This is a genomic window from Neobacillus sp. GCM10023253, from assembly GCF_042653105.1.
Classification (GTDB): Bacteria; Bacillota; Bacilli; order Bacillales; family Cytobacillaceae; genus Neobacillus; species Neobacillus citreus.
The window spans coordinates 97,799-120,149 of record NZ_JBHSHV010000029.1; the positions used below are offsets into that span (position 1 = coordinate 97,799).

General features: G+C 43.0%; 18 protein-coding genes. 17 read left to right on the plus strand and 1 reads right to left on the minus strand.

The features are described from left to right. The first annotated feature begins 77 nt into the window (after positions 1-77). Entirely contained in the window at positions 78-1,460 is a 1,383-nt protein-coding gene (locus ACFPA1_RS27745) for an L-cystine transporter (protein WP_213147671.1), read from the plus strand. 126 nt (positions 1,461-1,586) lie between these two features. On the opposite strand, the gene ACFPA1_RS27750 is transcribed toward ACFPA1_RS27745, so the two are convergent. Next, positions 1,587-2,744 carry a M20 metallopeptidase family protein gene (locus ACFPA1_RS27750; RefSeq protein ID WP_213147670.1) on the minus strand — a complete coding sequence of 386 codons (1,158 nt, stop codon included), beginning with the start codon at positions 2,742-2,744 and terminating at the stop codon, positions 1,587-1,589. Between the two features lie 218 nt (positions 2,745-2,962). Between ACFPA1_RS27750 and ACFPA1_RS27755 the strand changes: the two genes are divergently transcribed. The 16 genes from ACFPA1_RS27755 to ACFPA1_RS27830 all read left to right on the plus strand — a co-directional run bounded on the left by ACFPA1_RS27755 (position 2,963) and on the right by ACFPA1_RS27830 (position 22,328). Then, positions 2,963-4,255, plus strand: coding sequence for an ATP-binding protein (locus ACFPA1_RS27755; RefSeq protein WP_213147669.1), 1,293 nt, complete (start codon positions 2,963-2,965; stop codon positions 4,253-4,255). Positions 4,256-4,449: 194 nt separating this feature from the next. Next, the gene (locus ACFPA1_RS27760) at positions 4,450-5,682 is read left to right on the plus strand and encodes a Zn-dependent hydrolase (protein ID WP_378588097.1); all 1,233 of its coding nucleotides are present in this window, start codon (positions 4,450-4,452) and stop codon (positions 5,680-5,682) included. Between the two features lie 149 nt (positions 5,683-5,831). Beyond that, positions 5,832-7,298, plus strand: coding sequence for a PstS family phosphate ABC transporter substrate-binding protein (locus ACFPA1_RS27765; RefSeq protein WP_213147667.1), 1,467 nt, complete (start codon positions 5,832-5,834; stop codon positions 7,296-7,298). 320 nt (positions 7,299-7,618) lie between these two features. Then, positions 7,619-8,068 (plus strand): hypothetical protein, encoded by a 450-nt coding sequence (locus ACFPA1_RS27770; protein WP_378588101.1) that lies wholly within the window; start codon positions 7,619-7,621, stop codon positions 8,066-8,068. Position 8,069: 1 nt separating this feature from the next. Beyond that, complete coding sequence (locus ACFPA1_RS27775; protein ID WP_378588104.1) at positions 8,070-8,729, plus strand: PspA/IM30 family protein; 660 nt, start codon at positions 8,070-8,072, stop codon at positions 8,727-8,729. A gap of 170 nt (positions 8,730-8,899) precedes the next feature. Beyond that, positions 8,900-9,574, plus strand: a complete 675-nt coding sequence (locus ACFPA1_RS27780; RefSeq protein WP_378588107.1) for a response regulator transcription factor — start codon at positions 8,900-8,902, stop codon at positions 9,572-9,574. Then, positions 9,564-10,976, plus strand: coding sequence for a sensor histidine kinase (locus ACFPA1_RS27785; protein ID WP_378588110.1), 1,413 nt, complete (start codon positions 9,564-9,566; stop codon positions 10,974-10,976). The genes ACFPA1_RS27780 and ACFPA1_RS27785 overlap by 11 nt, the downstream gene beginning before the upstream one ends. A 110-nt stretch (positions 10,977-11,086) precedes the next feature. Further along, positions 11,087-12,721, plus strand: coding sequence for an ATP-binding protein (locus tag ACFPA1_RS27790; protein WP_378588113.1), 1,635 nt, complete (start codon positions 11,087-11,089; stop codon positions 12,719-12,721). A 340-nt stretch (positions 12,722-13,061) separates the two neighbouring features. Continuing rightward, positions 13,062-13,817, plus strand: a complete 756-nt coding sequence (locus ACFPA1_RS27795; protein WP_213147661.1) for an NRDE family protein — start codon at positions 13,062-13,064, stop codon at positions 13,815-13,817. A 243-nt stretch (positions 13,818-14,060) separates the two neighbouring features. Further along, positions 14,061-15,272, plus strand: coding sequence for a hypothetical protein (locus ACFPA1_RS27800; RefSeq protein ID WP_378588115.1), 1,212 nt, complete (start codon positions 14,061-14,063; stop codon positions 15,270-15,272). A 54-nt stretch (positions 15,273-15,326) separates the two neighbouring features. Then, a complete protein-coding gene (locus ACFPA1_RS27805; protein WP_378588450.1) occupies positions 15,327-16,517 on the plus strand; it encodes a M20 family metallo-hydrolase in 1,191 nt (396 codons plus the stop codon). Positions 16,518-16,519: 2 nt separating this feature from the next. Further along, entirely contained in the window at positions 16,520-17,704 is a 1,185-nt protein-coding gene (locus ACFPA1_RS27810; RefSeq protein WP_378588117.1) for an amidohydrolase, read from the plus strand. A 311-nt stretch (positions 17,705-18,015) separates the two neighbouring features. Continuing rightward, positions 18,016-19,014: a LacI family DNA-binding transcriptional regulator gene (locus tag ACFPA1_RS27815; RefSeq protein WP_213147657.1), complete on the plus strand. Its 999-nt coding sequence runs from the start codon at positions 18,016-18,018 to the stop codon at positions 19,012-19,014. Between the two features lie 213 nt (positions 19,015-19,227). Continuing rightward, positions 19,228-20,505 carry an ABC transporter substrate-binding protein gene (locus ACFPA1_RS27820; RefSeq protein WP_378588120.1) on the plus strand — a complete coding sequence of 426 codons (1,278 nt, stop codon included), beginning with the start codon at positions 19,228-19,230 and terminating at the stop codon, positions 20,503-20,505. A gap of 123 nt (positions 20,506-20,628) precedes the next feature. After that, positions 20,629-21,495: a carbohydrate ABC transporter permease gene (locus ACFPA1_RS27825; protein ID WP_378588121.1), complete on the plus strand. Its 867-nt coding sequence runs from the start codon at positions 20,629-20,631 to the stop codon at positions 21,493-21,495. Then, positions 21,495-22,328 (plus strand): carbohydrate ABC transporter permease, encoded by an 834-nt coding sequence (locus ACFPA1_RS27830; RefSeq protein WP_378588122.1) that lies wholly within the window; start codon positions 21,495-21,497, stop codon positions 22,326-22,328. The genes ACFPA1_RS27825 and ACFPA1_RS27830 overlap by 1 nt, the downstream gene beginning before the upstream one ends. The last annotated feature ends 23 nt before the right edge of the window (positions 22,329-22,351 follow it).

Consider the following 22,351-nt stretch of genomic DNA (forward strand, 5'->3'; position numbering starts at 1 on the left):
TGTAAAACGGAATTCCGACTTGGCGCATTGGAATGTGTGAGTAGCGTTTCCCAACAACTTTATAAGGGAGGACTAACATGAATACCATTCTGATCATTGTAAACATTGTTGTTCTGTTGTTGCTCATGTTCGGGTTGTTCCAAATGCAAAGGAAGCATGTCTCGTTTTCGAAGCGTGTTTTCACGGCGCTTGGCTTAGGTATTATTTTTGGAATTATTCTTCATGCCATCTACGGTACGACATCTGAAGTGCTGGCCCGTTCCATTGAATGGTTTAATATTGCCGGAAACGGTTATGTCAAACTACTGCAAATGGTAGTTATGCCGTTGATCTTTGTCTCGATTGTCGGGGCATTTACGAAACTGAAACTATCCAAAAACATTGGCAAAATCAGTGTCCTTGTCATTGGTATCCTGCTGGGGACGACGGCGATTGCGGCAGCCATCGGAATTGGCTCTGCCCTAGGATTTAATTTAGACGGCGCTCAGTTGACCCAAGGCGATGCAGAGAAGGCCCGTATCGCACAATTGGAGGAACGGGTTCCGACCGTGGAAAATATGACATTGCCGCAGCAAATCGTTGATTTCATCCCAAGTAATCCGTTTCAAGACCTTACAGGCGCCCGAGCAACCTCAACAATCGCGGTGGTCATCTTTGCCGCCTTTATCGGGATTGCCTATCTCGGGGTAAAACGAAAAGAACCGGATCATGCGGAATTCTTTGCAAAAATCATTGATACCGTCTATTCGATCGTTATGAGAGTGGTCACCCTGGTTCTCCGGCTGACACCATATGGGATTCTTGCGATTATCACGAGGGTGGCTGCAACAAGCGATTACGACGCGATTGTGAAATTGGGGACGTTTGTGATCGCATCCTATGTAGCACTCATCATTATGTTTATTGTGCATCTATTGCTTTTAATGGCGGCGAAATTAAGCCCATATAACTATGTGAAAAAAGCATTGCCAACGTTAACCTTTGCGTTCACTTCACGAACGAGTGCGGGAACGCTGCCGATGACGATTAAAACCCAGTCGAAGGATTTGGGTGTATCAGAAGGGATTGCAAACTTTGCCGGCTCCTTCGGACTGACCATTGGGCAAAATGGCTGTGCCGGGATTTATCCAGCAATGCTAGCGGTCATGGTTGCACCGGCTGCCGGGGTCGATCCGACGAGTCTAAGCTTTATTCTGACCCTTATTCTTGTCGTCGCAATTAGTTCTTTCGGTGTTGCCGGTGTTGGCGGCGGTGCGACCTTCGCAGCTCTCATCGTGCTATCCGTGATGAACCTGCCAATCGCCATCGTCGGACTGCTCATCTCCGTTGAGCCGCTCATTGATATGGGCCGTACCGCCCTAAACGTCAGCGGCGCCATGACAGCTGGCGTTCTCACTAGCAAAGCAACAGGTGAATTCGATGCTGACACCTACAAACAGCCGGATATCGTTGAAGCATAAGCACAGGTGTCAGGCAACGCTCGTGGGCATTTGTCCGCCTAGGGTGGACACCTAATATAAAAAGCCGAGCCCCAAATGTTATGGTTGGGGTTCGGCTTCTTTTATTCCTTATTAAACCTCTCTAATCTACGCTTGCAGCGCCAGTTGAATCATGAGTTCGATAGCGGTTGGGATAGCGTCTTCGTCAATATCGAATTTCGGGTGGTGGTGCGGATACTGGCTTTTATCACTTTGCATCCCGACGTTGATGAAGGCCCCGACTTTATCTTTCAGGTAATAGGAGAAATCCTCGGCTCCTAATACAGGATCTATTGGCAAGAAAGCATCTGCTCCGAAGGTGTTTTCGATGACACTGCGAGCAAATTCACATGCCTCCGGGTGATTGTACAACGGAGGGGTTCCCTCGATAAATTGATAATGTCCTTTAGCCCCAAAGCTTGCGCAGATGGACTCTGTCAACTGGGCCGTTTTCTCATGCATGAGCTCGGCTGCCTCAAAGGTCAACGCCCGGATTGTCCCCTTCAACGTCACCTCGTGAGGAATGACATTGTAGGAATTTCCTGCCTGCATCCCACCAAATGAAATAACGCCTGCATGCAATGGATGCAAATTCCTGCTGACAACGGATTGGAAAGCCTGAATCAAGTGGCTGGCAATATAAATCGGGTCGACCGTATCATGTGGATAGCCGGCATGTCCGCCTTTACCTTCAATTTTAATATCAAAATCATTACAGGAAGCCATCGCATAGCCGGTGGCAAAGCCAACCTTTCCCATAGGCATGCGTGATATCAGATGGATTCCATAAATCGCGTCAATCCCGTCCAGCACTCCTTCTTTCACAAGCTTCTGGGCGCCGCTTGGCGAGGCCTCCTCTGAGCTTTGAAAAATCAAGCGGATATTATTTTTCACCAAATCAGGATTGTTGCTCATCCATTTTGCCGCTGCTAGCAAAACCGCTGTATGGCCGTCGTGGCCGCAGCCGTGCATGACGCCTGGAACCTTGGAAATATAAGGCTTGTCCCCTTCCTCTTGGAGTGGCAGTGCATCCATGTCGGCCCTTAAGGCAATCGTCTTGTTGCCTTCCGTTCCTTTAAAAAAAGCCACTACGCTTGGGCCTGAAAATTTGTCATCCAAAGGGATGCCGAATTCCGCCAATTTTTCTTTTACATAGGCGGAGGTATTGTACTCCTGCCCGGACAGCTCCGGATTCATATGAAAATGTCGGCGCTGCTCGATGGCCCAAGCCTTTAACTCTGAATCTACATTTTTTGTCTGTAACATGATGTAACTCCTTCGATTATATGTGTATTTTTATGCAACCAATTTTAAGGTATATTCACTAATATTACAAGAATCAAATGCTGGATGGAAAAAAATGCTGTCATGCATCGGCTTATCTAGATAGTTCCCAAGGACCTAATCCGGAAAAGAAATCCACTAGACTATTAACCTATTTAAGAGATATATTTATTGTAAGATTTTTGAAAAAGGAGAACCGGATGAAAAACAATAAAGTACTTTTTAATGCAGGGGAAATGGACCGCACAGAATTACCTTACTATTACGATTATGGAAAAATTATTTCCACGATTCAATATCGTCTTCATGAGGAAGTGGGCGTGGACTTCAACATGTATTCCGATGAAGACACCTCCAATGAGATTTGGGAGATTCTCGAAGAAGATTTGAAGGTGGAATCACCCGAGGTACGGCTTCTAAGCTATGTTTATAAGGAGGGTGAGACCCGGACGATTTCCTCCAACCATACGGATAAAGCCTTGGAGTTTATTATAAAGCCGCGGATTGCGAATGGTCTTTACTACTATCCAGCCTATCGGGTTGCCTTATCCAGGGTGCTAACCTTTCAAAGTGATGGCGAGCTCCACCGCGATCTTATTTTTGCCGAAAATGACGCATGCTTGGTTTCTTTCCTGCAATATGTTCTAAAAAGAAAGCGGGATTATATTAAAAACTACGTGACCGTTTATACGGATACCGAAGATGGTGTGGAGACAGACATCGAAAGCATTAATAGTTTGGTAAGAAGAGAAGACGTTTTCCTTGAAGAACCATTGAAAAAGGAAATCTTCCGGTCGATTGACGAATTCTTCTCAGATAGCGGTGAGTTTTTCAAGACGTATGATATCCCGTACAAACGGGGGATTCTTTTATATGGCAGTCCAGGGAATGGCAAAACAACACTAGTAAAATCAATTGCCAGCAGCATCAATGCTCCGGTGGCTTATTGGCAAATTACCGAATATACCTCGAGCTATACGATTAAAGAAGTGTTCAGTTCTGTTTTGAAGCTAGCGCCAATGGTACTGGTGATTGAGGATATTGACTCAATGCCGTCTGGAGTCCGCTCGGTATTCTTGAATACACTTGATGGAGCTACCTCTAAAGAGGGTGTTTTTTTAATCGGCACGACGAATTATCCGGAAAAAATTGACCCGGCACTAATGAACCGCTCGGGACGGTTTGACCGCGCCTATGAAATCAAACTGCCGACAAAAGAGCTACGCTATCAATATTTAATGGCGAAAAAGCTGGACCGAATCCTATCGGAGGAAGAAATAAGGGAGGTCGTCGCGACATCGAAGGACTTTTCCTATGCCCAGTTGAACGAACTGTACACCTCCATTGCACTTCAATGGCATTATGAACAGCAGGTCGACATCGCGCGACTCTGTGCCGATTTAAAATCCATCCAGCAAAAACAGAAAAAACAATCGTGGGATGACAACGATTCGAATGCTTCGATGGGATTCATCGGATTTCACGAAGAGTAATTTATATGAACGGATAGCCCTAGTCGGTTATCCGTTTTTATTTTTGAAACTGTCTAGTGAAATATTGTTTAGCTGGACTATAATTAAAATAACTGAATATTCCTGTAATGTTTAAGGGGCATTTTTAACACAAAAGCATTTCTTCTCCAAGAGATTTTTAAAAAATGTTATCAATCTATAAGGGGAGTGTTTAAATGCAAAAACAAAAGCTGTTGATTAATGGAGAAAGACTTAAAGAAGAATTGGAACGTTTTGCCCAGTTTGGCCGAACGGAAAACAATGGTGTCACCCGTCTTTCTTTATCGGGAGAGGACCGTGCGGCAAGAGGTTATTTCCGCAAATGCTGTGAGGATCTAGGGATGGCTGTGAAGGTCGACGACATGGGGTGTATGTACGCGACACTGGCCGGAACGGAAAATAAGCCTCCTATTCTGATTGGCTCCCATCTTGATTCGGTCAAAAAAGGCGGCCGGTTTGACGGTGTTTTGGGTGTCGTAACGGGACTGGAGGTCGTGCGGACAATCGTTGATCATAAAATCCAACCCAAGTACCCGATTACAATCGTAAACTTCACAAACGAAGAGGGAGCAAGATTCGAGCCTTCGCTGATGGCTTCAGGTGTGCTCGCCGGGAAATTTGACAAAGCTGCCATGCTGCAAAAGAAAGATTCAGAGGGTATAACCTTTGTGGAAGCCCTTATGGCAATTGGATACGAAGGCAGTGAAGAAAATCGTCTCAAAGAAGCAACAGCCTTTTTGGAACTGCACATCGAGCAAGGCCCTATCCTTGAAAAGGAGGCCAGCACCATCGGTGTCGTTGAATGCGTCGTTGGCATGGCTTGCTTTGAAATAGAGGTAACCGGCGAATCGGACCATGCCGGAACAACTCCGATGAGCATGCGCAAGGATGCTCTATTTGCCACAAACAACCTAATTAATGAGACCCGTAAACGTCTAAGTGCATTGGACTCCGATCTTGTTTTCACCATCGGCAGGGTTAACGTGTATCCGAGCATCCATACCGTCATTCCGAATAAAGTTGTCTTTACGCTTGAAGCGCGCCATAAGGACATGGACATCGTCAACAGCTTTAAGGATTTTGTTCAAGGGCTGCCGCACCAAGGCCTCAACGAAGGCTGTGAGGTAAAGGTAACAAAACTTTGGGAGCGCGACACGGTCTGGTTTGCGCCCGAACTGTGCGCTTCTTTGGAACAATCCGCGGAAACGCTCGGGTATAGCCATAAGCGAATGGTCAGCGGCGCTGGGCATGATGCCCAGTTTATTGCAAGCTACGTCCCAACAGCGATGCTGTTTGTTCCAAGCATCAATGGAAAAAGCCATTGCGAGGAAGAACTGACTGCCTGGGAAGACTGTGAAAAAGGGGTCAATGTCGTTCTGGATACGGTTCTGAAGCTGTTAAATAAGTAAAATAGTATTGAAGAACAGACTCTTCCGAAAGTGGTGGAGTCTTTTTTAATGTTAATTTTAGGAAAAAACCATATTGCTAAACGGAGTAGTGAAGTGTAAAATTACACTAAAATATATTGGGAGTTCTATTTTATAAAAGGGGGCTTAAAATGGGGAAAAAACTGCTTTTCGTCATCTTGTATTTTGGTGTAGTGCCACTAGTGATTTCTTTCTTAGCACTGCCGTTAATGGGGAATTTTGAAATGCTAATGGAAATCCTGCTGTCTGTTCTGATTGCGGGCGGTAGTCTGACAGGATTTTTTGCTAGCAGGAAACTGCTAAGATTGTGCCAATTAAAAGAGTATATTGTCCTAATCCCGCTTCCACTTGCCTATACTGCAGTGATGTGGGCCGTTTTTATGCTGATTAACGGCGGATTTTATGGGGCGAATTCATGGTTGTTCTATTGCATCTTACATATTGCCTATGCACCGATTTATTTTGTCGCTATGTTTGGCGGCGAGGGACGGCTGTTTTTATGGGCGCCGCTGGCCTACGAGCTTTCATTTACTATTGGAGTGATTATAGCAGCGGCTACTCGAAAGGTACAATTCACTGCTGTTTTCACCAAGAGAAAGCAGATATTTTCCATTTTAGCGGTGATCCTTTTGGCAATAGGAGCTGGTTCAGCTGTTCAATGGTATCGCAGCCAAACTGTTTTGCCATCCTACGGCTTTAAATATGCCGGTGGCTATTCAAGCACGGACCTAACCCCTTATGAGGTAATGAATCCTAACAACAAATTGCCTAAGCTTAACACAAAATCGACTTTTATCATTTCGAACCCATTGGAAATGCCTGTTCTTGATGGAGCGGAAGCGGCTTTTCCGGTTTATTCCGCCTTTGCCCTCGCAACTTATGAAAATATTGAAAAAGTGATGGGTGAAAGCAGGGAGGTTGTCAGCTTTACAAACACCATTTATTCCTATGAACGCTTATTATCGGGAGAAGTAGACATTTACTTTGGGGCTGAGCCATCTAAGGAGCAACGGGAAATGGCGAAGCAGGCTGGAAAAGAGCTAGTGATGACCCCGATTGGCAAGGAAGCGTTTGTGTTTTTTGTGAATCCGAAAAATAAGGTAGATAGCTTAAGGGTTTCGGAAATTAAAGGAATCTACTCGGGAGAAATCAAAAGTTGGTCCGAGATTGGAGGAGACTCCGAGAAAATCATTGCCTTCCAGCGCCCGAAAAACTCCGGCAGCCAAACCCTTTTGGAAAAAATAATGGGAGATACAAAGATTATGAAGCCTCTAAAGGAGGATGGTCCCGAAGGAATGGGCGGGATTATCGAACAAGTGGCCGACTATCGAAACTATCAAAATGCAATCGGATTCTCATTTCGCTTTTTTGCAACGGGAATGAAAGAAAATCCGGACATCAAACTGTTGGCGATTAACGAGATAGATCCAAATCCCGAAAACATTGCAAGCGGCAAGTATCCATTCACAGCCACACTCTATGCTATCACACTTAAAGACAACCCTAACCCAAACATCCAACCCTTCCTTGAATGGATGCATGGCCCGCAAGGACAGGAACTAGTTGAACGAACAGGCTATATAAAGCTTGCGGAATAAAGAGAGATGGTGTCAGTGAACAAAATGGCTCTTACGTTTTTTGCGGGGGAGTCATATTTTTTGAAATTGCACTTTTTTTGAAGAGTCTTCAGGGTTTGTTTGTGAATCCAGCACTTATATTTGCAATTTTAGGAGTTTTATTTGCGAAAGAATTCACCCTTTTTATTTGCAATTTTACGAGTTTTATTTGCGAATCCTTATTAGCAACAATCTTTTTGAAAAGAGCCTTTGAAAAAAATTTATAGCATGTCCATTCTTTCACCAAGTTTTCACCAAACTCTTATACACTTCAATCATCAAGAACGAAAGGAGGCAAGAGATTGATGAATACGAAAGTGAAAAAAGGAGTTTTCTGGGGTGTGATCATTGCTGCAATGGTGTTTGTGGTAAATGCCCTCCAGTATCTGTTTGGAGGTGCTGGCGCCATGGCCCGTGGACCACATGGACCGGGAATGGGACAAGGAGGTCCAGGCGGACGTGAAGGCATGGGCGGAATGAATCCGCGCGGTGATTTCGGACACGGCCACTTTATGAACGGCCACCATCACGGAGGCGGCTTTCACTGGATTGGCGCCTTATTATTCATTGCCATCGTCATAGCGGTCGTATTCTTCTTAGTGAAATGGCTAAGAAAACTGGGCAAAGCCTCTTCGATGCAGCAGTTTATAGATACATCTTTAATGAGTTCACATAAACCTTTAATCAACCAAAGTGCAAGTCTTTTAGACCAATGGGAAAAAAATCTTACTAGCAAAAAGGAGAATCAGTAAAATGGGTATTTTTAAAAGAATGAAAACAATTGCGAAGGCAGATATCAATGGTTTGTTGGACAGCCTTGAGGATCCAATTTCCATGTTAAATGAATATTCAAGAGAAATCGAACAAGAATTGGTTAAAGCCCAAAAGGCTCTGTCCCGGCAAATTTTTGCGGAAAATAAATTTGCGGCTCTAATTCTTGACACGAAGGCATTAGTTGAAAAAAGAACCCGCCAAGCGAAGCTTGCGATCGAGCAAGGCGAGGAAACAATGGCGAAATTGGCCGTGCAGGAAAAACTAACCCAAGAAAAGCAGCTAAGCCTGTATGAGCAGCAATATGAAGCTATGAAAGACCAGACTGAAGTTCTGAAAGGGAAAATTCAGGAGCTGCAACAGTTTTATCACGATCTTCAGCAAAAGAAGATTGTGCTGGCATCCCGTGCGAATGTAGCTCTGTCTATGAAACAAATTCAAAAAGCAACGGTATCCTTCCAAACCGACACGATTGCAAGAGGAATTGCCCGCGCTGAAGACAAGATTCTCTTAATGGAAGCAGAAGCACAAGCCGGCAGCCAGTTTGCCCCGCCCGTCACTCAGTTCAATAGCTTTGTTAACGAAGATGAACTGAATAAAGAAATCGAAAAACTCAAAACGGAAAAAGAACTGCTTGTATAGTACAGGCAGGAAAGAAGCACCTTCGGATTTAGGCAGTCCGGGTGCTTCTTTTTTATGTCGCAATGCTAAATACTCCTTGCTTAATTTTAAGTAAAAGTTAAGGTTCCGATAGTAGATTCAGGCTGTAGAAATTTGCTTCCTATCAAACTCGAAAGGGGCTCTTATTACCAATGAAAATTTTATTAGCCGAGGATGATTTTAATCTAGGAGAACTAGTTGTCTATATGTTAGAAAAGAAGGCCAGTGCCAAAGTCGAGTGGGTCCAGGAAGGGGAGGATGCGTTTTATTATGCAACCGCAACCCACTATGATGTGTTAATACTGGATTGGATGATGCCGAACGGCGACGGAGTCGAGGTTTGCCGCCGTCTTCGGAAACAAGGCTATCCGGGCGCCATTTTGATGTTAACGGCAAAAGATTCCGTTCAGGATCGGATTGAAGGCTTGGATTCAGGCGCCGATGATTATTTGGTGAAGCCGTTTGAAATCGATGAGCTTTTAGCCAGGCTGCGGGCCCTTTCTCGTCGTAACTATGCGCCAATACTGGAAGAGGAAACTCGGATTCTAGATTTGGTCCTGAACCGAAACAGTCATACCGTCCGCTCCCAAGGCGGCGAAATTCAGCTCAGCCCCCGTGAATTTCAGCTCTTGGACTTATTGGTGCAAAACAAGGGACGGGTCCTGCCGCGCGAGGTCATACTGGAACGGATTTGGGGCTATGATGCAGATGTCGCGCCAAAAACAATTGATGCCACCGTGAAATTAATCCGTAAGAAGCTTGACCCAATTGGCAAACAGGAGCTGCTGCAAAGTGTAAGAGGGGTAGGTTATAAGATTGTACACTAATTTCCTTTCATTTATCCGCCTTATCACCAACCGAAACGAGAAGAATGTTTTTAAAAAAACACAAGGGCAATTGGCACGGATTTTTAGCGGGCTGTTGATTCTATTTCTTGCCATCTTTATTGTCATTGTGTTTTCCGTTCTTTATCTGGTCATTTTAAAAACGCAGGAACGAGATCTGCAAACATTGGTGAAGCAGGAAGCTGCGTATATAGAAAATTATTTATGGGAGAATGGAAAAAGCAGTCTACAGGGAATTCAAAATCAAGAAATCGTATTTGCTGGTGCCGGGCAATCCTTTTATTATGTGGTTGACTCAAAAGGAGACCTCATCATGGGAAATGAAGCGGATTACCGGCTTCATCCCAACCTGCTTCGGATGGTGAGCGGTAAGTTTCAAAAGATGGCCGAGATTCGTCATGTAAAACTGCATGTGGAAGGCAATCCCCGGGGAAGGGGAAAACCTGGTGAATTCCGCCCTTCGCAGGAGCCCCAGGATGTCCGTCTTCTGACTGCAAGCCAGCCTATTTATGTGAAAGGCCAGCTTGTGGGCCAGCTTTATATAGGAAAAGATATTTCATTTGCCTATCAGATGTTCTACATGCTGCTGATTGTATTTGCTGTCTTAGGGTTTGTTTTTATAGGAGTAGCCCTCTTGATAAGCGCAAATATGTCAAAAAAAGCCATGGTGCCTATCAGCAGAGCCTTTACAAGGCAGCAGGAGTTTACCGCGGATGCCTCCCACGAGCTGCGGACTCCTTTAAGCGTCCTGCTGTCTTCGATTGATGCCATGGAAATGACCATGGAACCACAGAGGGAGTCTTTTCTGGATAGGATCCTTACGAACATGAGGCAGGAAGTCAAGCGGATGAATCATTTGGTAGGTGACCTGTTAACCTTGGCCCGTTCGGACTCGAATGCGATTGAATTGCGGGCAGAGCAATTTGATTTCCGGCCGCTTGCTGATAAAGCCATCGAATCTGCTGGGGCCCTTGCAGCTTCCAAGCAAATCATTCTTACGCTGAATGCGCCGGAAACCTTGAAAAGCATCGGCGACCCGCACAGACTTTCACAGCTTTTATATATACTATTAGACAACGCCATTAAATACACCCCAAACGGCGGGGAAGTCCATCTCCGTCTTGAAAAGGAAGGGCAGGGGCTGCGAATGATCGTCGAGGACACGGGGATAGGAATCAAAAAGGAAGATATCCCTCATATTTTTGAGCGCTTTTACCGGGCTGATAAATCGAGGACTCGGCAAACAGAAGGGCATGGCTTGGGGCTCTCGATTGCCAAATGGATTGTGGAAACCCACTGCGGGACCATAAAAATCGACAGTGAACTGGGAAAAGGAAGCCGCTTTATCATCCAGATTCCTCAAGGCATCAAATTGGCTGGCTAATGCATATGGAGATTATTCATTTATTGGAAAATTCCACCTAAAGGTAACTATTCCAATGAAAGACAGTCTGGTTTATGATATGAATATACTAGTTTTTAGGTGGGAGTCCGTTGGTTCTATTAGATTACATTGTTAATCTGTCACTTTTTTCTGTCCTTGTATGTATCCCTTTGGTGCTTCAATCGTTTAATATCATGAAACAGGTGAAGCATAGAACTATACTATATGGTCTTTATGCGGGAATTGTAGCGGCCATTCTTGTTACAATTTCAATCCATCAGCAGGGCTATGTTTATGATATCCGCTATGCTGCTGTAATTATCAGCTTTGCTTATCTGGGGCCGGTCGGCGGATTGATTACGGCGTTTTTCTCATTAACCGCAAGGCTGATAGCAGGAGGGCAGTGGGTTACACCTGTCATTGGCTGGCTTATCATTATGGTAGGTTTTTGCATCAGCCATTTGTTTATAGCCCGCTTTTCTGCAGTGAAAAAAAGCGCTATATTGTTTGCCATTTATGCTGTTATTTATTTCATAGATGTACCAATCCTATTTAATATTTTTCGAGATAAGCCCTTGTTTCATATTCAATATGTGCTGTTCGTGATGCTGGGGGTCCTTTCGGGCGTGATCCTGATTGAATCCTATCTGAAGCTTTATCGGTTAAATAAAAGATTGGAAGAAATGTATAAGATGATCGAGGAAAGCGAAGCAAAGTATCGGCTGATCGCCGAAAATACATCGGACCTAATCAAAGTAATGTGGAAGGATCACTCAATTACTTATTTTTCCCCTTCACATGAGCTGGTCCTAGGATATCAGCTTTCAGAATTGGAAGGGAAAGAACTCTGCCAATTCATTCATCCTGATGATGTTGGATATTTTAAGAAAAACGTTCAAAGGCTGTTTGAAAAAGAAGAAGCACAGTCAATGGAGGTTCGTTTCCTTCACAAGGACGGCCGGTGGATTGAGTTTGAATCCCGCTGTATGCCTGTTAGAGGAAAATATAATGTAATCGAGCACCTTGTCATTGTCAGCAGGGATATTTCAGAACGGAAAAAGGCAGAAGAAATTCTCTTGCAATCCGAGAAGCTTTCTATTGTTGGAGAGCTGGCTGCAGGGGTAGCCCACGAAATACGGAATCCCCTTACGACCATTAAGGGCTTTGTTCAGCTTTATAAGGCTGGTAACAATAATCTTGAATATAGTGATTTGCTGCTGGGTGAACTTGAACGGATTGAAACGATTACAAGCGAGATGCTTTCGTTAGGTAAACCGCAGGCGGTCAAACTCATACAGGCAGATTTACGGGAATTGATTGAAAATACGATTGAATTTCTATCTCCTCAGGCTCTTATGAACGGTTTTCAAATGAACACTTTGTTTGAGGAATCACCATTCCCAATTATTTGTGAGAAAAACCAATTGAAGCAGGTATTCCTAAACATTTTAAAAAATGCCATGGAGGCGATGCCCCAGGGCGGAAATATCGAGATTTATCTCCGTAAAGGGGATGACGACGAATGTATTGTCCAAATCAGGGACCATGGCTGCGGGATCCCGGAAGAGCTTTTGCCGCGGTTAGGTGAACCGTTTTATAGTTTAAAAGAAAAAGGAACCGGACTGGGTGTCATGATTTGCCACAAGATCATCAAGCAGCATAAAGGAAGTATTTCGTACTCAAGCAAACAAAACGAAGGAACGGTAGTAGAGATTAAACTGCCGCTGTCAGAAGGATTGTTATAAGGGACTGTCTATTCAGAGAGTCTCTTTTTTGTAGGGAAAATTAATTATACGTTTGATTGAAACGCTGAAATGCTTGGCACATAAGGGCTGGGGAAACTAATCAAACGTTTGATTGGATTTTAGGTATAAGATGGAAAAACTAATTAAACGTTTGATTAAAACTTGGGAAAGAGAGAAAAAAACTAACCAAACGTTTGATTGAAATGCTGGAATACTTGATACATAAGGTTTTGCGAAACTAATCAAACGTTTGATTGAGTTTTATCAAGAACATGGCGGATAAGGTGATAAACCGTTAAAATAGGAGAAGGGAAATTTTTCAAAAAGGCTGTGATAATTCGTGTGTTTAATTCTTTTTGCGTATAAAGTGCACCCTAAGCATCAGCTGATTGTGGCTGCCAATCGGGATGAGTTTTATAAAAGACCGACTGCCCCTGCCCATTTTTGGAAAGATGAGCCTGATATCCTTGCCGGAAGGGACCTGGAGAAAATGGGAACTTGGATGGGGGTTACCAGGGGAGGGCGGTTTGCCGCCTTGACCAACTATCGTAATCCAAAAGAGGTTGCCGTGGGAAAACGGTCACGGGGGGAACTGGTGGCCGATGCCTTGAATTATACTGGGACCATTGAAAGCTACATGCAAAAGCTGTCAGAAACAAAGGAGCAGTATCCCGGCTACAACTTGCTGGCTGGAGATGACGCGGGGCTTTATTATTATTCAAACATTGGACAAGAGCTTCAAAAGCTTGAGCCGGGCATTTATGGGGTCAGTAACCATCTTCTTAATACCGAGTGGCCGAAGGTGATAACAGGGAGGGCAGGCCTGTCAAACATCGTAACCGAAGACCCAAAGGACCTCGAAGAGCAGCTTATGACTCTCCTCAATAATGCAGATCCTGCTCCGGATGAACGACTGCCGAATACGGGTGTGTCATTAGAGATGGAAAGAATGCTTTCACCGATGTTTATCAAAAGTGGGAATTACGGGACAAGAAGTTCGACGGTTATGCTTATGTCCAATAATGGAATCAAATATATAGAACGAGTTTTTTCAACTGAAGGTACCAATGATCAAAAATATATCATCTCCTATTAATACAGCGGATCATGCATCTGCTGTATTTTTTTTGGTTATAAATATTTTTGGATAATTTTATAAAACTACTAAAATAACAATTAATTTGCATATAGTTGGATAAAAGCTTTGAAAACGGTTACCTGATGATTGGAAAAATTATAAATTGACTGAAAAATAAAATTATATTATTATTCTTATAATAACAATAATTTAGCAACGCGAAATATTAATATTCCATCTTAGAGAAAGTGAAGTGATTTTATGTCACAAATGCTAGCCTTAGTTATAGTAGTATTCATTTTATTAGTAGGAGACCTTGTTGCCGTACGGACGAAAGCATGGATACCTTCGATATTTGTCAGTGCAGTGTTATTCCTTATTGGTTATTGGACTTTTTTTCCGAAAGATATCGTAGCGATTTCCGGTGTACCGCCCGTTGTGGCGACGATGATGATGTATTTACTTATCACCAATATGGGTACATTGCTATCTCTTCATGAATTGAAAAAGCAATGGAAAACGATTGTCATTGCCCTTTCTGGAATCCTTGGGATTATTGCCATGTTGATGACCATGGGCAGCCTAATTTTTGGCTTTCAGACAGTCGTTGTGGCGATTCCGCCATTAGTTGGCGGGGTGGTTTCTGCGTTAATCATGTCTGAGGGGGCAAAGGAGGCAGGCCTTGCAACTCTATCGGTTTTTGCTATCGTTATCTATGTTGTTCAGGGGTTTGCAGGTTACCCGATCACTTCAATCGTTTTGAAAAAAGAAGGAAAAAGGCTTTTGAAGCAGTACCGCAGCGGGGAAATTGCGGCAGTTAAGGAACAGGCAACTGCTGCAACAGAGGTAGCGGCCGCTTCCGCCGTTGCCAAGCCAGAGCTAAAGCTGTTTAAAAATTTACCTGATAAATACAACACCGATTTCTTTAAGTTTTTTAGACTTGCATTAGTTGCTTACCTTGCCTACCAAGTTTCAGTGTTGGCAGCGCCAGTTGTTTCGATCAGTCCGTTTGTTCTATGTTTGCTGTTTGGGGTTATCGCCTCAAGTGCTGGCTTTTTGGAAAAACAGGTTCTTCAAAAAGCCAACGGTTTTGGTTTAGCCATTATGGCGCTGATGCTTTTTATATTTGACGGCCTAAAGCAAGCGACACCAGGCATGATGATGGAAATTCTATTCCCACTGGTGGGAACCATCATTTTAGCAGTCATCGGTATGTATATCTTCTCATTTATCGCCGGCAAGATTTTGAAGGTGAGCAAAGATATGGCGTTTGCCGTTTCTCTGACTGCCTTATACGGATTTCCGGCTGACTATATCATTACCAATGAGGTAATCAAGTCGTTAACAGATGACGAGGAAGAAAGAGAAATGCTGACAAGCCATATGCTGCCGCCAATGCTGGTGGGTGGTTTCATCACAGTTACAATCGTATCGGTCATTCTAGCCGGCATCTTTGTTGGATTCTTGAAATAATTGGAGGGGAAAACATTGAGCGATTTACAGCAAAGAATTGAAAAACATATTGAGATGTTGAGTCAATTTACTGCCACACCGGGAAAAGGGACGACCCGGCTGACTTATAGCAAAGAGGACTTGCAGGCTCGTAATTACATTAAAGAAATTATGAAGGAATACGGACTCTCGGTTCGTGAAGATGGTTTAGGTAATATTTTTGGTAAACTCGAAGGCACGTTAAAGGATGCACCTAGTGTCTTGGTCGGTTCCCACTTTGATTCCGTACCGAACGGCGGGTCCTATGACGGTCCTGCCGGAGTAGTGGCAGGACTTGAGGTGGCGGGTCTTTTTTCGAAAAATAACCTGACACCCAAATACCCATTGGAAGTGATCGCCCTAATAGAAGAAGAGGGTTCTAGATTTGGCGGCGGTCTGATGGGGTCGAGAGGGATAACTGGCTTATTGACAGAGGAAGAATTTTTCAAGATTACCGATAAAGACGGGAAGACCACTGTAGAAGCGATGACGGAAATTGGCCTTGACCCGTCTTTGCCGAAAAAAAGGGATCCAAAAACTCTGAAGGCCTTTTTGGAACTGCATATCGAACAGGGGCCAATCCTTGAAGAAAAGGGCATTCCGATTGGCATGGTCGAAGCCATTGTCGGATTAACCCAATTAGAAGTAACGGTTGAAGGTCGTGCAGGGCATGCGGGCACCACCCCAATGGACCGAAGGGCAGACGCCTTAGTAGCTGCTGCACAAATGATTGCTAAATTCCCGGAATTCGCTTGCGAGGAAGGGGATGGAACAGTCATCACCACCGGCCGCCTTAACGTTTGGCCGAACGGGGCGAATGTGATTCCTGATAAGGTTGTTTTTACCGTCGATATCCGTTCCGGAAAAGAAGAACGCGTCCTTGATGCGGTCGAGAAGGTAACGGAATGGGTAAAGTCCTATAATGGCCATGGAATTAAGACGACAGTACAGCAGCAATTATACATGCCGCCGAAAGTAATGAATCAAGAGATTGTCTCTCTTTTAAAACAGAAATGCAGCGAACGGAACCTTTCCTATTGCTCAATCAACAGCGGTGCAGGCCATGATGCAATGGTTCTTTCGGATGTGACCGACGTGGCTATGTTATTTATTCCTAGTAAGGAAGGACTCAGCCATTGTCCGGAAGAGTGGTCCAGCAGTAAAGATATCGCAAATGCAGTTGAGATTCTATACGAAGCAGCAAAAACGTTAACGGAGGCAGAATAGCTATGATTCATGCAAAAATTAAAGAAGCGATTCAAACATATAACGAAGAATTAGTAGAATTACGCAGAAAGTTTCACCGTGAACCAGAATTGTCCTGGGAGGAATATAAGACAACCGCCTTTATTTGCGAGTATCTTGAGAACCTTGGGATCCCGTACCGGAAGACAGAGCCAACGGGAGTCATTGCTACGATTGAAGGCGGGAAGCCTGGTAAAACCGTGGGGCTGCGGGGGGATATGGATGCCTTGACGGTGGAGGAATTAAATAAGGACCTTCCGTATGCGTCCCAAGAAGATGGCAAAATGCATGCTTGCGGCCATGATGCCCATACTGCGATGCTATTGATTGCAGCTAAGGCTCTGAATGATATAAAAGAAGAACTTCCTGGAAATGTCCGTTTGATTTATCAACCGGCTGAGGAAGTGGCGACAGGTGCGAAAGCAATGGTGAAACAAGGGGCGATGGATGGGGTCGATAATGTTTTCGGCATCCATATCTGGTCACAGATGCCAACAGGAAAGGTTTCCTGCAATCCTGGTCCATCCTTTGCGTCCGCAGACCTTTTCACCGTCACTTTTAAAGGCAGAGGCGGTCATGGAGCCATTCCACAAGCTTGTATTGATGCCGCGGTTGTGGCTTCATCCTTTGTGATGAATGTGCAGTCAGTGGTCTCACGGACCGTCGATCCACAGCAGCCCGCCGTTCTAACAGTTGGAAAAATGGTCGTTGGGACGCGGTTTAACGTGATTGCTGAAAATGCGTACATTGAGGGAACGGTCCGCTGTTTTGATCCGGCAGTGAGAGACCATATTGAAACCCAGCTGAAGCAATATGCAGAACAAGTGGCTGCCATTTACGGCGCGACGGCAAAGGTCGACTACGTTCACGGCACCCAAGCAGTCAACAACGATGAGTACAGTGCAAAGCTTGTTCAAAAGACCGCTTCCGAAGCGTTTGGCGAGGAGGCCGTCTACTTCGAAAAGCCAACCATGGGCGGCGAAGACTTCAGTGAATACATGATGGAGGCCCCTGGCAGCTTTGCTCTTGTAGGCTGCGGCAACCCTGAAAAAGACACACAATGGGCCCACCACCATGGCAAATTCAACATCGACGAAGACGCCCTTGCAACCGGCGCCGAACTCTACGCACAATATGCATGGGCATACTTGAACGAAAAGAAAGCATAGGAAATGGAATAAAATGAGGAAAGGTGTCAGGTATCCCCGTGGGACAAAATGGGATTTTGTCCACGGAGGATACCTGACACCTTTTTTATTTAGGCTCTGTTATTAATCAAACGTTTGATTGAATTTTATTAAGAACATGGCGGATAAGGAGATAAACCGTTAAAATAGGAGAATGGAAATTTTCAAAAAGGCTGTGATAAAAATCCCGCGACTCAGTAGGATTCGTGAATAAAACGTTTAGTAAACTTGTTTACTTTGCTGGCTCATTTGGATAAAATAAAAATGGAGCGAAGAAGAGGGGGTGGAAGAGAATGGCAACCATTAGGGATATTGCCAAAAAATCAGGATATTCAATCACAACCGTTTCAAGAGTTCTTAATAATGATAACAATTTATCAGTAAGTGATGATACACGGGAGAAAATAAAAGCGATTGCAGAAGAGATGGGCTATAAGAAAAAACAAGGGATAACTCAATTGAATAATGTTGCTTTTTTATATTGGATATCTAATGAGGAAGAGCTTGAGGATGTTTATTTTAAGGGAATTCGTACAGAGTTAGAAAAGCAGGCAGAACAAAGGAAAATAGAATTAATACGATACCATCAAAAAGATGGTATTGAGAAAATTGATAAAAATTCATCGGCTTTTATCGCGATCGGAAAATTAACGGATCGAGAAATAAAGTATTTGGAAGAAATTACACCCCATGGTGTGTTTTTAAATACAAGCAGGGATCCGCAGAATTTGGATTCGGTGCTCCCAGATTTAAAACTGATGACAGAATATATGATTCAATTTTTTGAAGAATGCGGCTATGAACGGATTGGTTTTATTGGCGCAATGGACTATGACGTTGAAACGAAAGAACCAATTCCACAATTAAGGGAAATCACCTTTCGGAACTATCAAAGGGAAAGAAATAAATTAAGAGAAGAAGATATATTAATTGTTCCTTCTAGTACAGTAAAAAATGGCTATCAGATTGGATTGCAAGCAATTGAGAAGATGGGGGATGACCTGCCGGAGGCATTTGTTGTTGCGACAGATCCACTTGCAATCGGAGCCTTGCAGGCGTTTAATGAAAAGCAGATTCCGATTCCTCAAAGGGTCGCCTTTTTCAGTATAAATAATATCAGTGTCACCAAATATGTGTCGCCTCCGTTAACGACATTCCATATTGATATTCCTACGATGTGTGAAACCGGATTAGATCTTATAACCGAGAGACTATTTAAGAATCGAACCACAGCAAAAACGGTATATATACAAGGTACACCGATTTTCCGCAAAAGTACTCCAGCTAAATAAACCGAAAAAAACGAGCAAACCAGCTCGTTTTTTTTTTTGGTGGTTTTAGAAGAGATTAACAATAGCCAAACTGGGAAGGTAAAAAACTAAACCTAGGGATCAATTGAAATATACCAATTTACTAAAATATTGATAAAAATAGCTTTTACATTTTAACTAAAACATGTTACTATTTTTTAGTAAACAAAACACTAAAACAGGGGTGATTATTTTATGAAAATAAAGCTAAAGTTATTTTCATCAGTTGCAGCATTATCTCTGCTCCTCGCAGCATGCGGTTCCGGCTCCGGTTCCAGCGGGGAGAATGGAGCTTCGAAAGACGGAGCCATCACGATTTGGGCAAACAATATTAATGTGCCGGTCCTTGAAAAGGCGGCAGAAATCTATCAGAAAGATCATCCTGATTTTAAAGTGAATGTGATTGAAACTGGCGGAAAAGACATTATTCAAAAAACCACAACTGGTTTGCAAGCAGGGGGCAAAGGCCTGCCAGATGGATTACTACAATCAGATGATGACCTTAATGGGAAATTAGAAGCTTTTCCGAACGCATTTGAAGACTTAAGTAAATTAGGATATGACAATTATAAAAAGGATTTCCCAGAGTTTAAAATTAACGCAGTATCAAAAGATGGAAAAATATATGGGATGCCATTTGATGCTGGTCCGGCAGGTGTCTTTTACCGAACAGATTTATACAAAAAAGCGGGGGTAAATCCGGAAGAAATTAAAACATGGGATGATTTCATTGCAGCAGGTGAAAAAGTTAAGAAAGCAACTGGTAAAGCAATGTTAGCCTTTGACCAAGCAGATTCAAATGTTTATACGATTTTGTTAAATCAACAAGCCGAAGGATATTTTGATAAAGACAATAAATTAACGGTTGGCAGTGATGCATCCATTAAAGCCATGAAAGTGATGAAGGCGTTAAACGACAAAGGGTTATTGTTAGGTGTAACAGGATGGGATTCATGGGTTACAAGCATAGCCAATTCTGATACTGCATCCGTAGTTGCCGGCGGATGGTTAACAGGAACCATTGAACAGCAAGCACCAGATACAAAAGGTAAATGGGGAGTAATGCCGTTGCCTGCATTCGAAGAAGGCGGCTCACGTTCATCACTTCAGGGAGGAAGTTCATTTGTCATCCCGTCTACAGGTAAAAATGTAAAAGAAACGTATGAATTCTTAAAATGGTTTACAACTAGCTTCGAAGCTCAGGAAATTGCCATGAAAGGCGGACTTTTCCCTTCGTATAACCCAGTGTTTGAATCAAAGCTATTTGATGAAGAAGTAGAGTTCTTTGGAAATCAAAAAATATGGCGTTTCTTTGCTGATGAAATGGATAAAATCCCTAGCATTACGTATACAAAAAATGACCCGATTGTTCGAGATGAAATTGTCAAAGCTTTAGGGGAAGTTATAAATGGGGCTAATCCAGAAGATATAATTAAAAATACCAAGAAGAATATTGAAAACAGATTGAAGTAAAAGTGAAGATGCGCCCGTTTTTTCAGGCGGGCGCTGAAGCGATTCATTAACCAAAGTTCCAATTATAAACTTTAGCGAGGTAATGCGCGGAAGCATTTATTACCATTTAAGGGGTTGAACAGCATGATTAATCGAATAAATAAAGCAAAAATAACGCCGTATCTATTTTTAGCCCCAGCTGTCATATTTTTCATTCTTTTTACGATATATCCGATTATTTCCTCTTTCATTTTAAGTTTTCAAAAATTAGAAGGCGGCTCCTATGTTTTTGCAGGTTTAGATAACTATATCCGATTATTACACGATTCGACATTTTATCGGGCGTTATTTAACACCTTTATTATTTTCATAGTCCAAGTACCAGTTATGCTAATACTAGCTCTCATATTGGCAGCATTTTTAAATAGTAAACTGTTAAAGTTTAAAGGACTTTATCGTACAGCATTCTTTATGCCGGCGGTTACATCGTTAGTAGCCTATTCCATCTTGTTCTCTATCATTTTGATGGATAAAGGAATTGCTAATCAATTTTTAACATTGATAGGGATTGACCCCATTCCGTGGTTAAAAGATTCTTTTTGGGCGAGGGTTTCAATTATTCTTGCAATGACATGGAGATGGACAGGCTATAATATGGTCATTTATCTTGCAGCAATGCAAAACATTCCGGAAGAAACCTATGAGGCGGCATCTATTGATGGGGCTGGGAAAATCAGACAGTTCTTTTTGATTACAATTCCACAATTAAAACCGATTATTGTGTTTACGTCTGTGATATCAACTATTTCCACCTTACAGTTATTCGATGAACCGTTTAACCTGACAAAAGGTGGTCCTGGGGATGCTACGATGACGCTTGGGTTAATGATTTATTCTAATGGATTTAAGTACTATGACTTTAGCTATGCATCTGCAATAGCTTATGTAGTGGTGATTTTAGTAGCTATTCTTTCAATCATTCAAATGAAAACGACAGGGGATGGAAAATAATGCAGGAAAAGACAGCTTCCACTCGGATTAAAAAAGTGATTCTTCCTCTCCTATTGCTCATTGGTATTGTGATATCAATCTTCCCCTTTTATTGGATGCTTGTTGGATCCACCAATCACACAAGTAAAATATTTTCCAATCCACCGACGTTGGTAGTGGGAGATCAATTTTTAACGAATTTAAATAATCTAAATGCATCCATCGGGATTTGGCGGGTGCTGTTTAACTCCCTTTTTGTGTCCATTTCCTATGTGATTTTGGCGCTGATTGTTTCGACCATGGCGGCATATGCATTATCAAAGTTTCACTTTAAAGGAAATAAATTTATCTTTATGGCGTTTTTGTTATCGATGATGATTCCTCATCAGGCACTGTTGATACCGCAATTTCGGATGATGTCCGATTTTAATATGCTGAATACGTATTTGGCGCTTATCCTGCCGTCTGTTTGTACGCCGTTTGCGATCTTTTTAATGAGGCAAAACTTTATGGCGTTTCCAACCGAATTAATGGAGGCAGCTAGAATGGATGGCGCTGGTGAGTTGAGAATTTTCTTCCGGATTGTATTGCCTTCTATGAAACCAGCGCTTGCGGCTACGTCCATTTTTTTATTCCTGCAGCAATGGAATAACTTCTTATGGCCGTTAGTTGTCACGACATCCAAGGAGATGTATACGTTCCCAGTCGCTTTATCAAGTCTTAGAGGAAGTTCGATTATTGACTATGGGCAAATTAATGTCGGAATCATGATTGCGACTATTCCAATTATTATTTTCTTCTTAGTCCTTCAAAAGCACTTTATCCAAGGTATGTTAGGAAGTGCGGTGAAATAAGCAGCACTTAAATAAGAAGATGC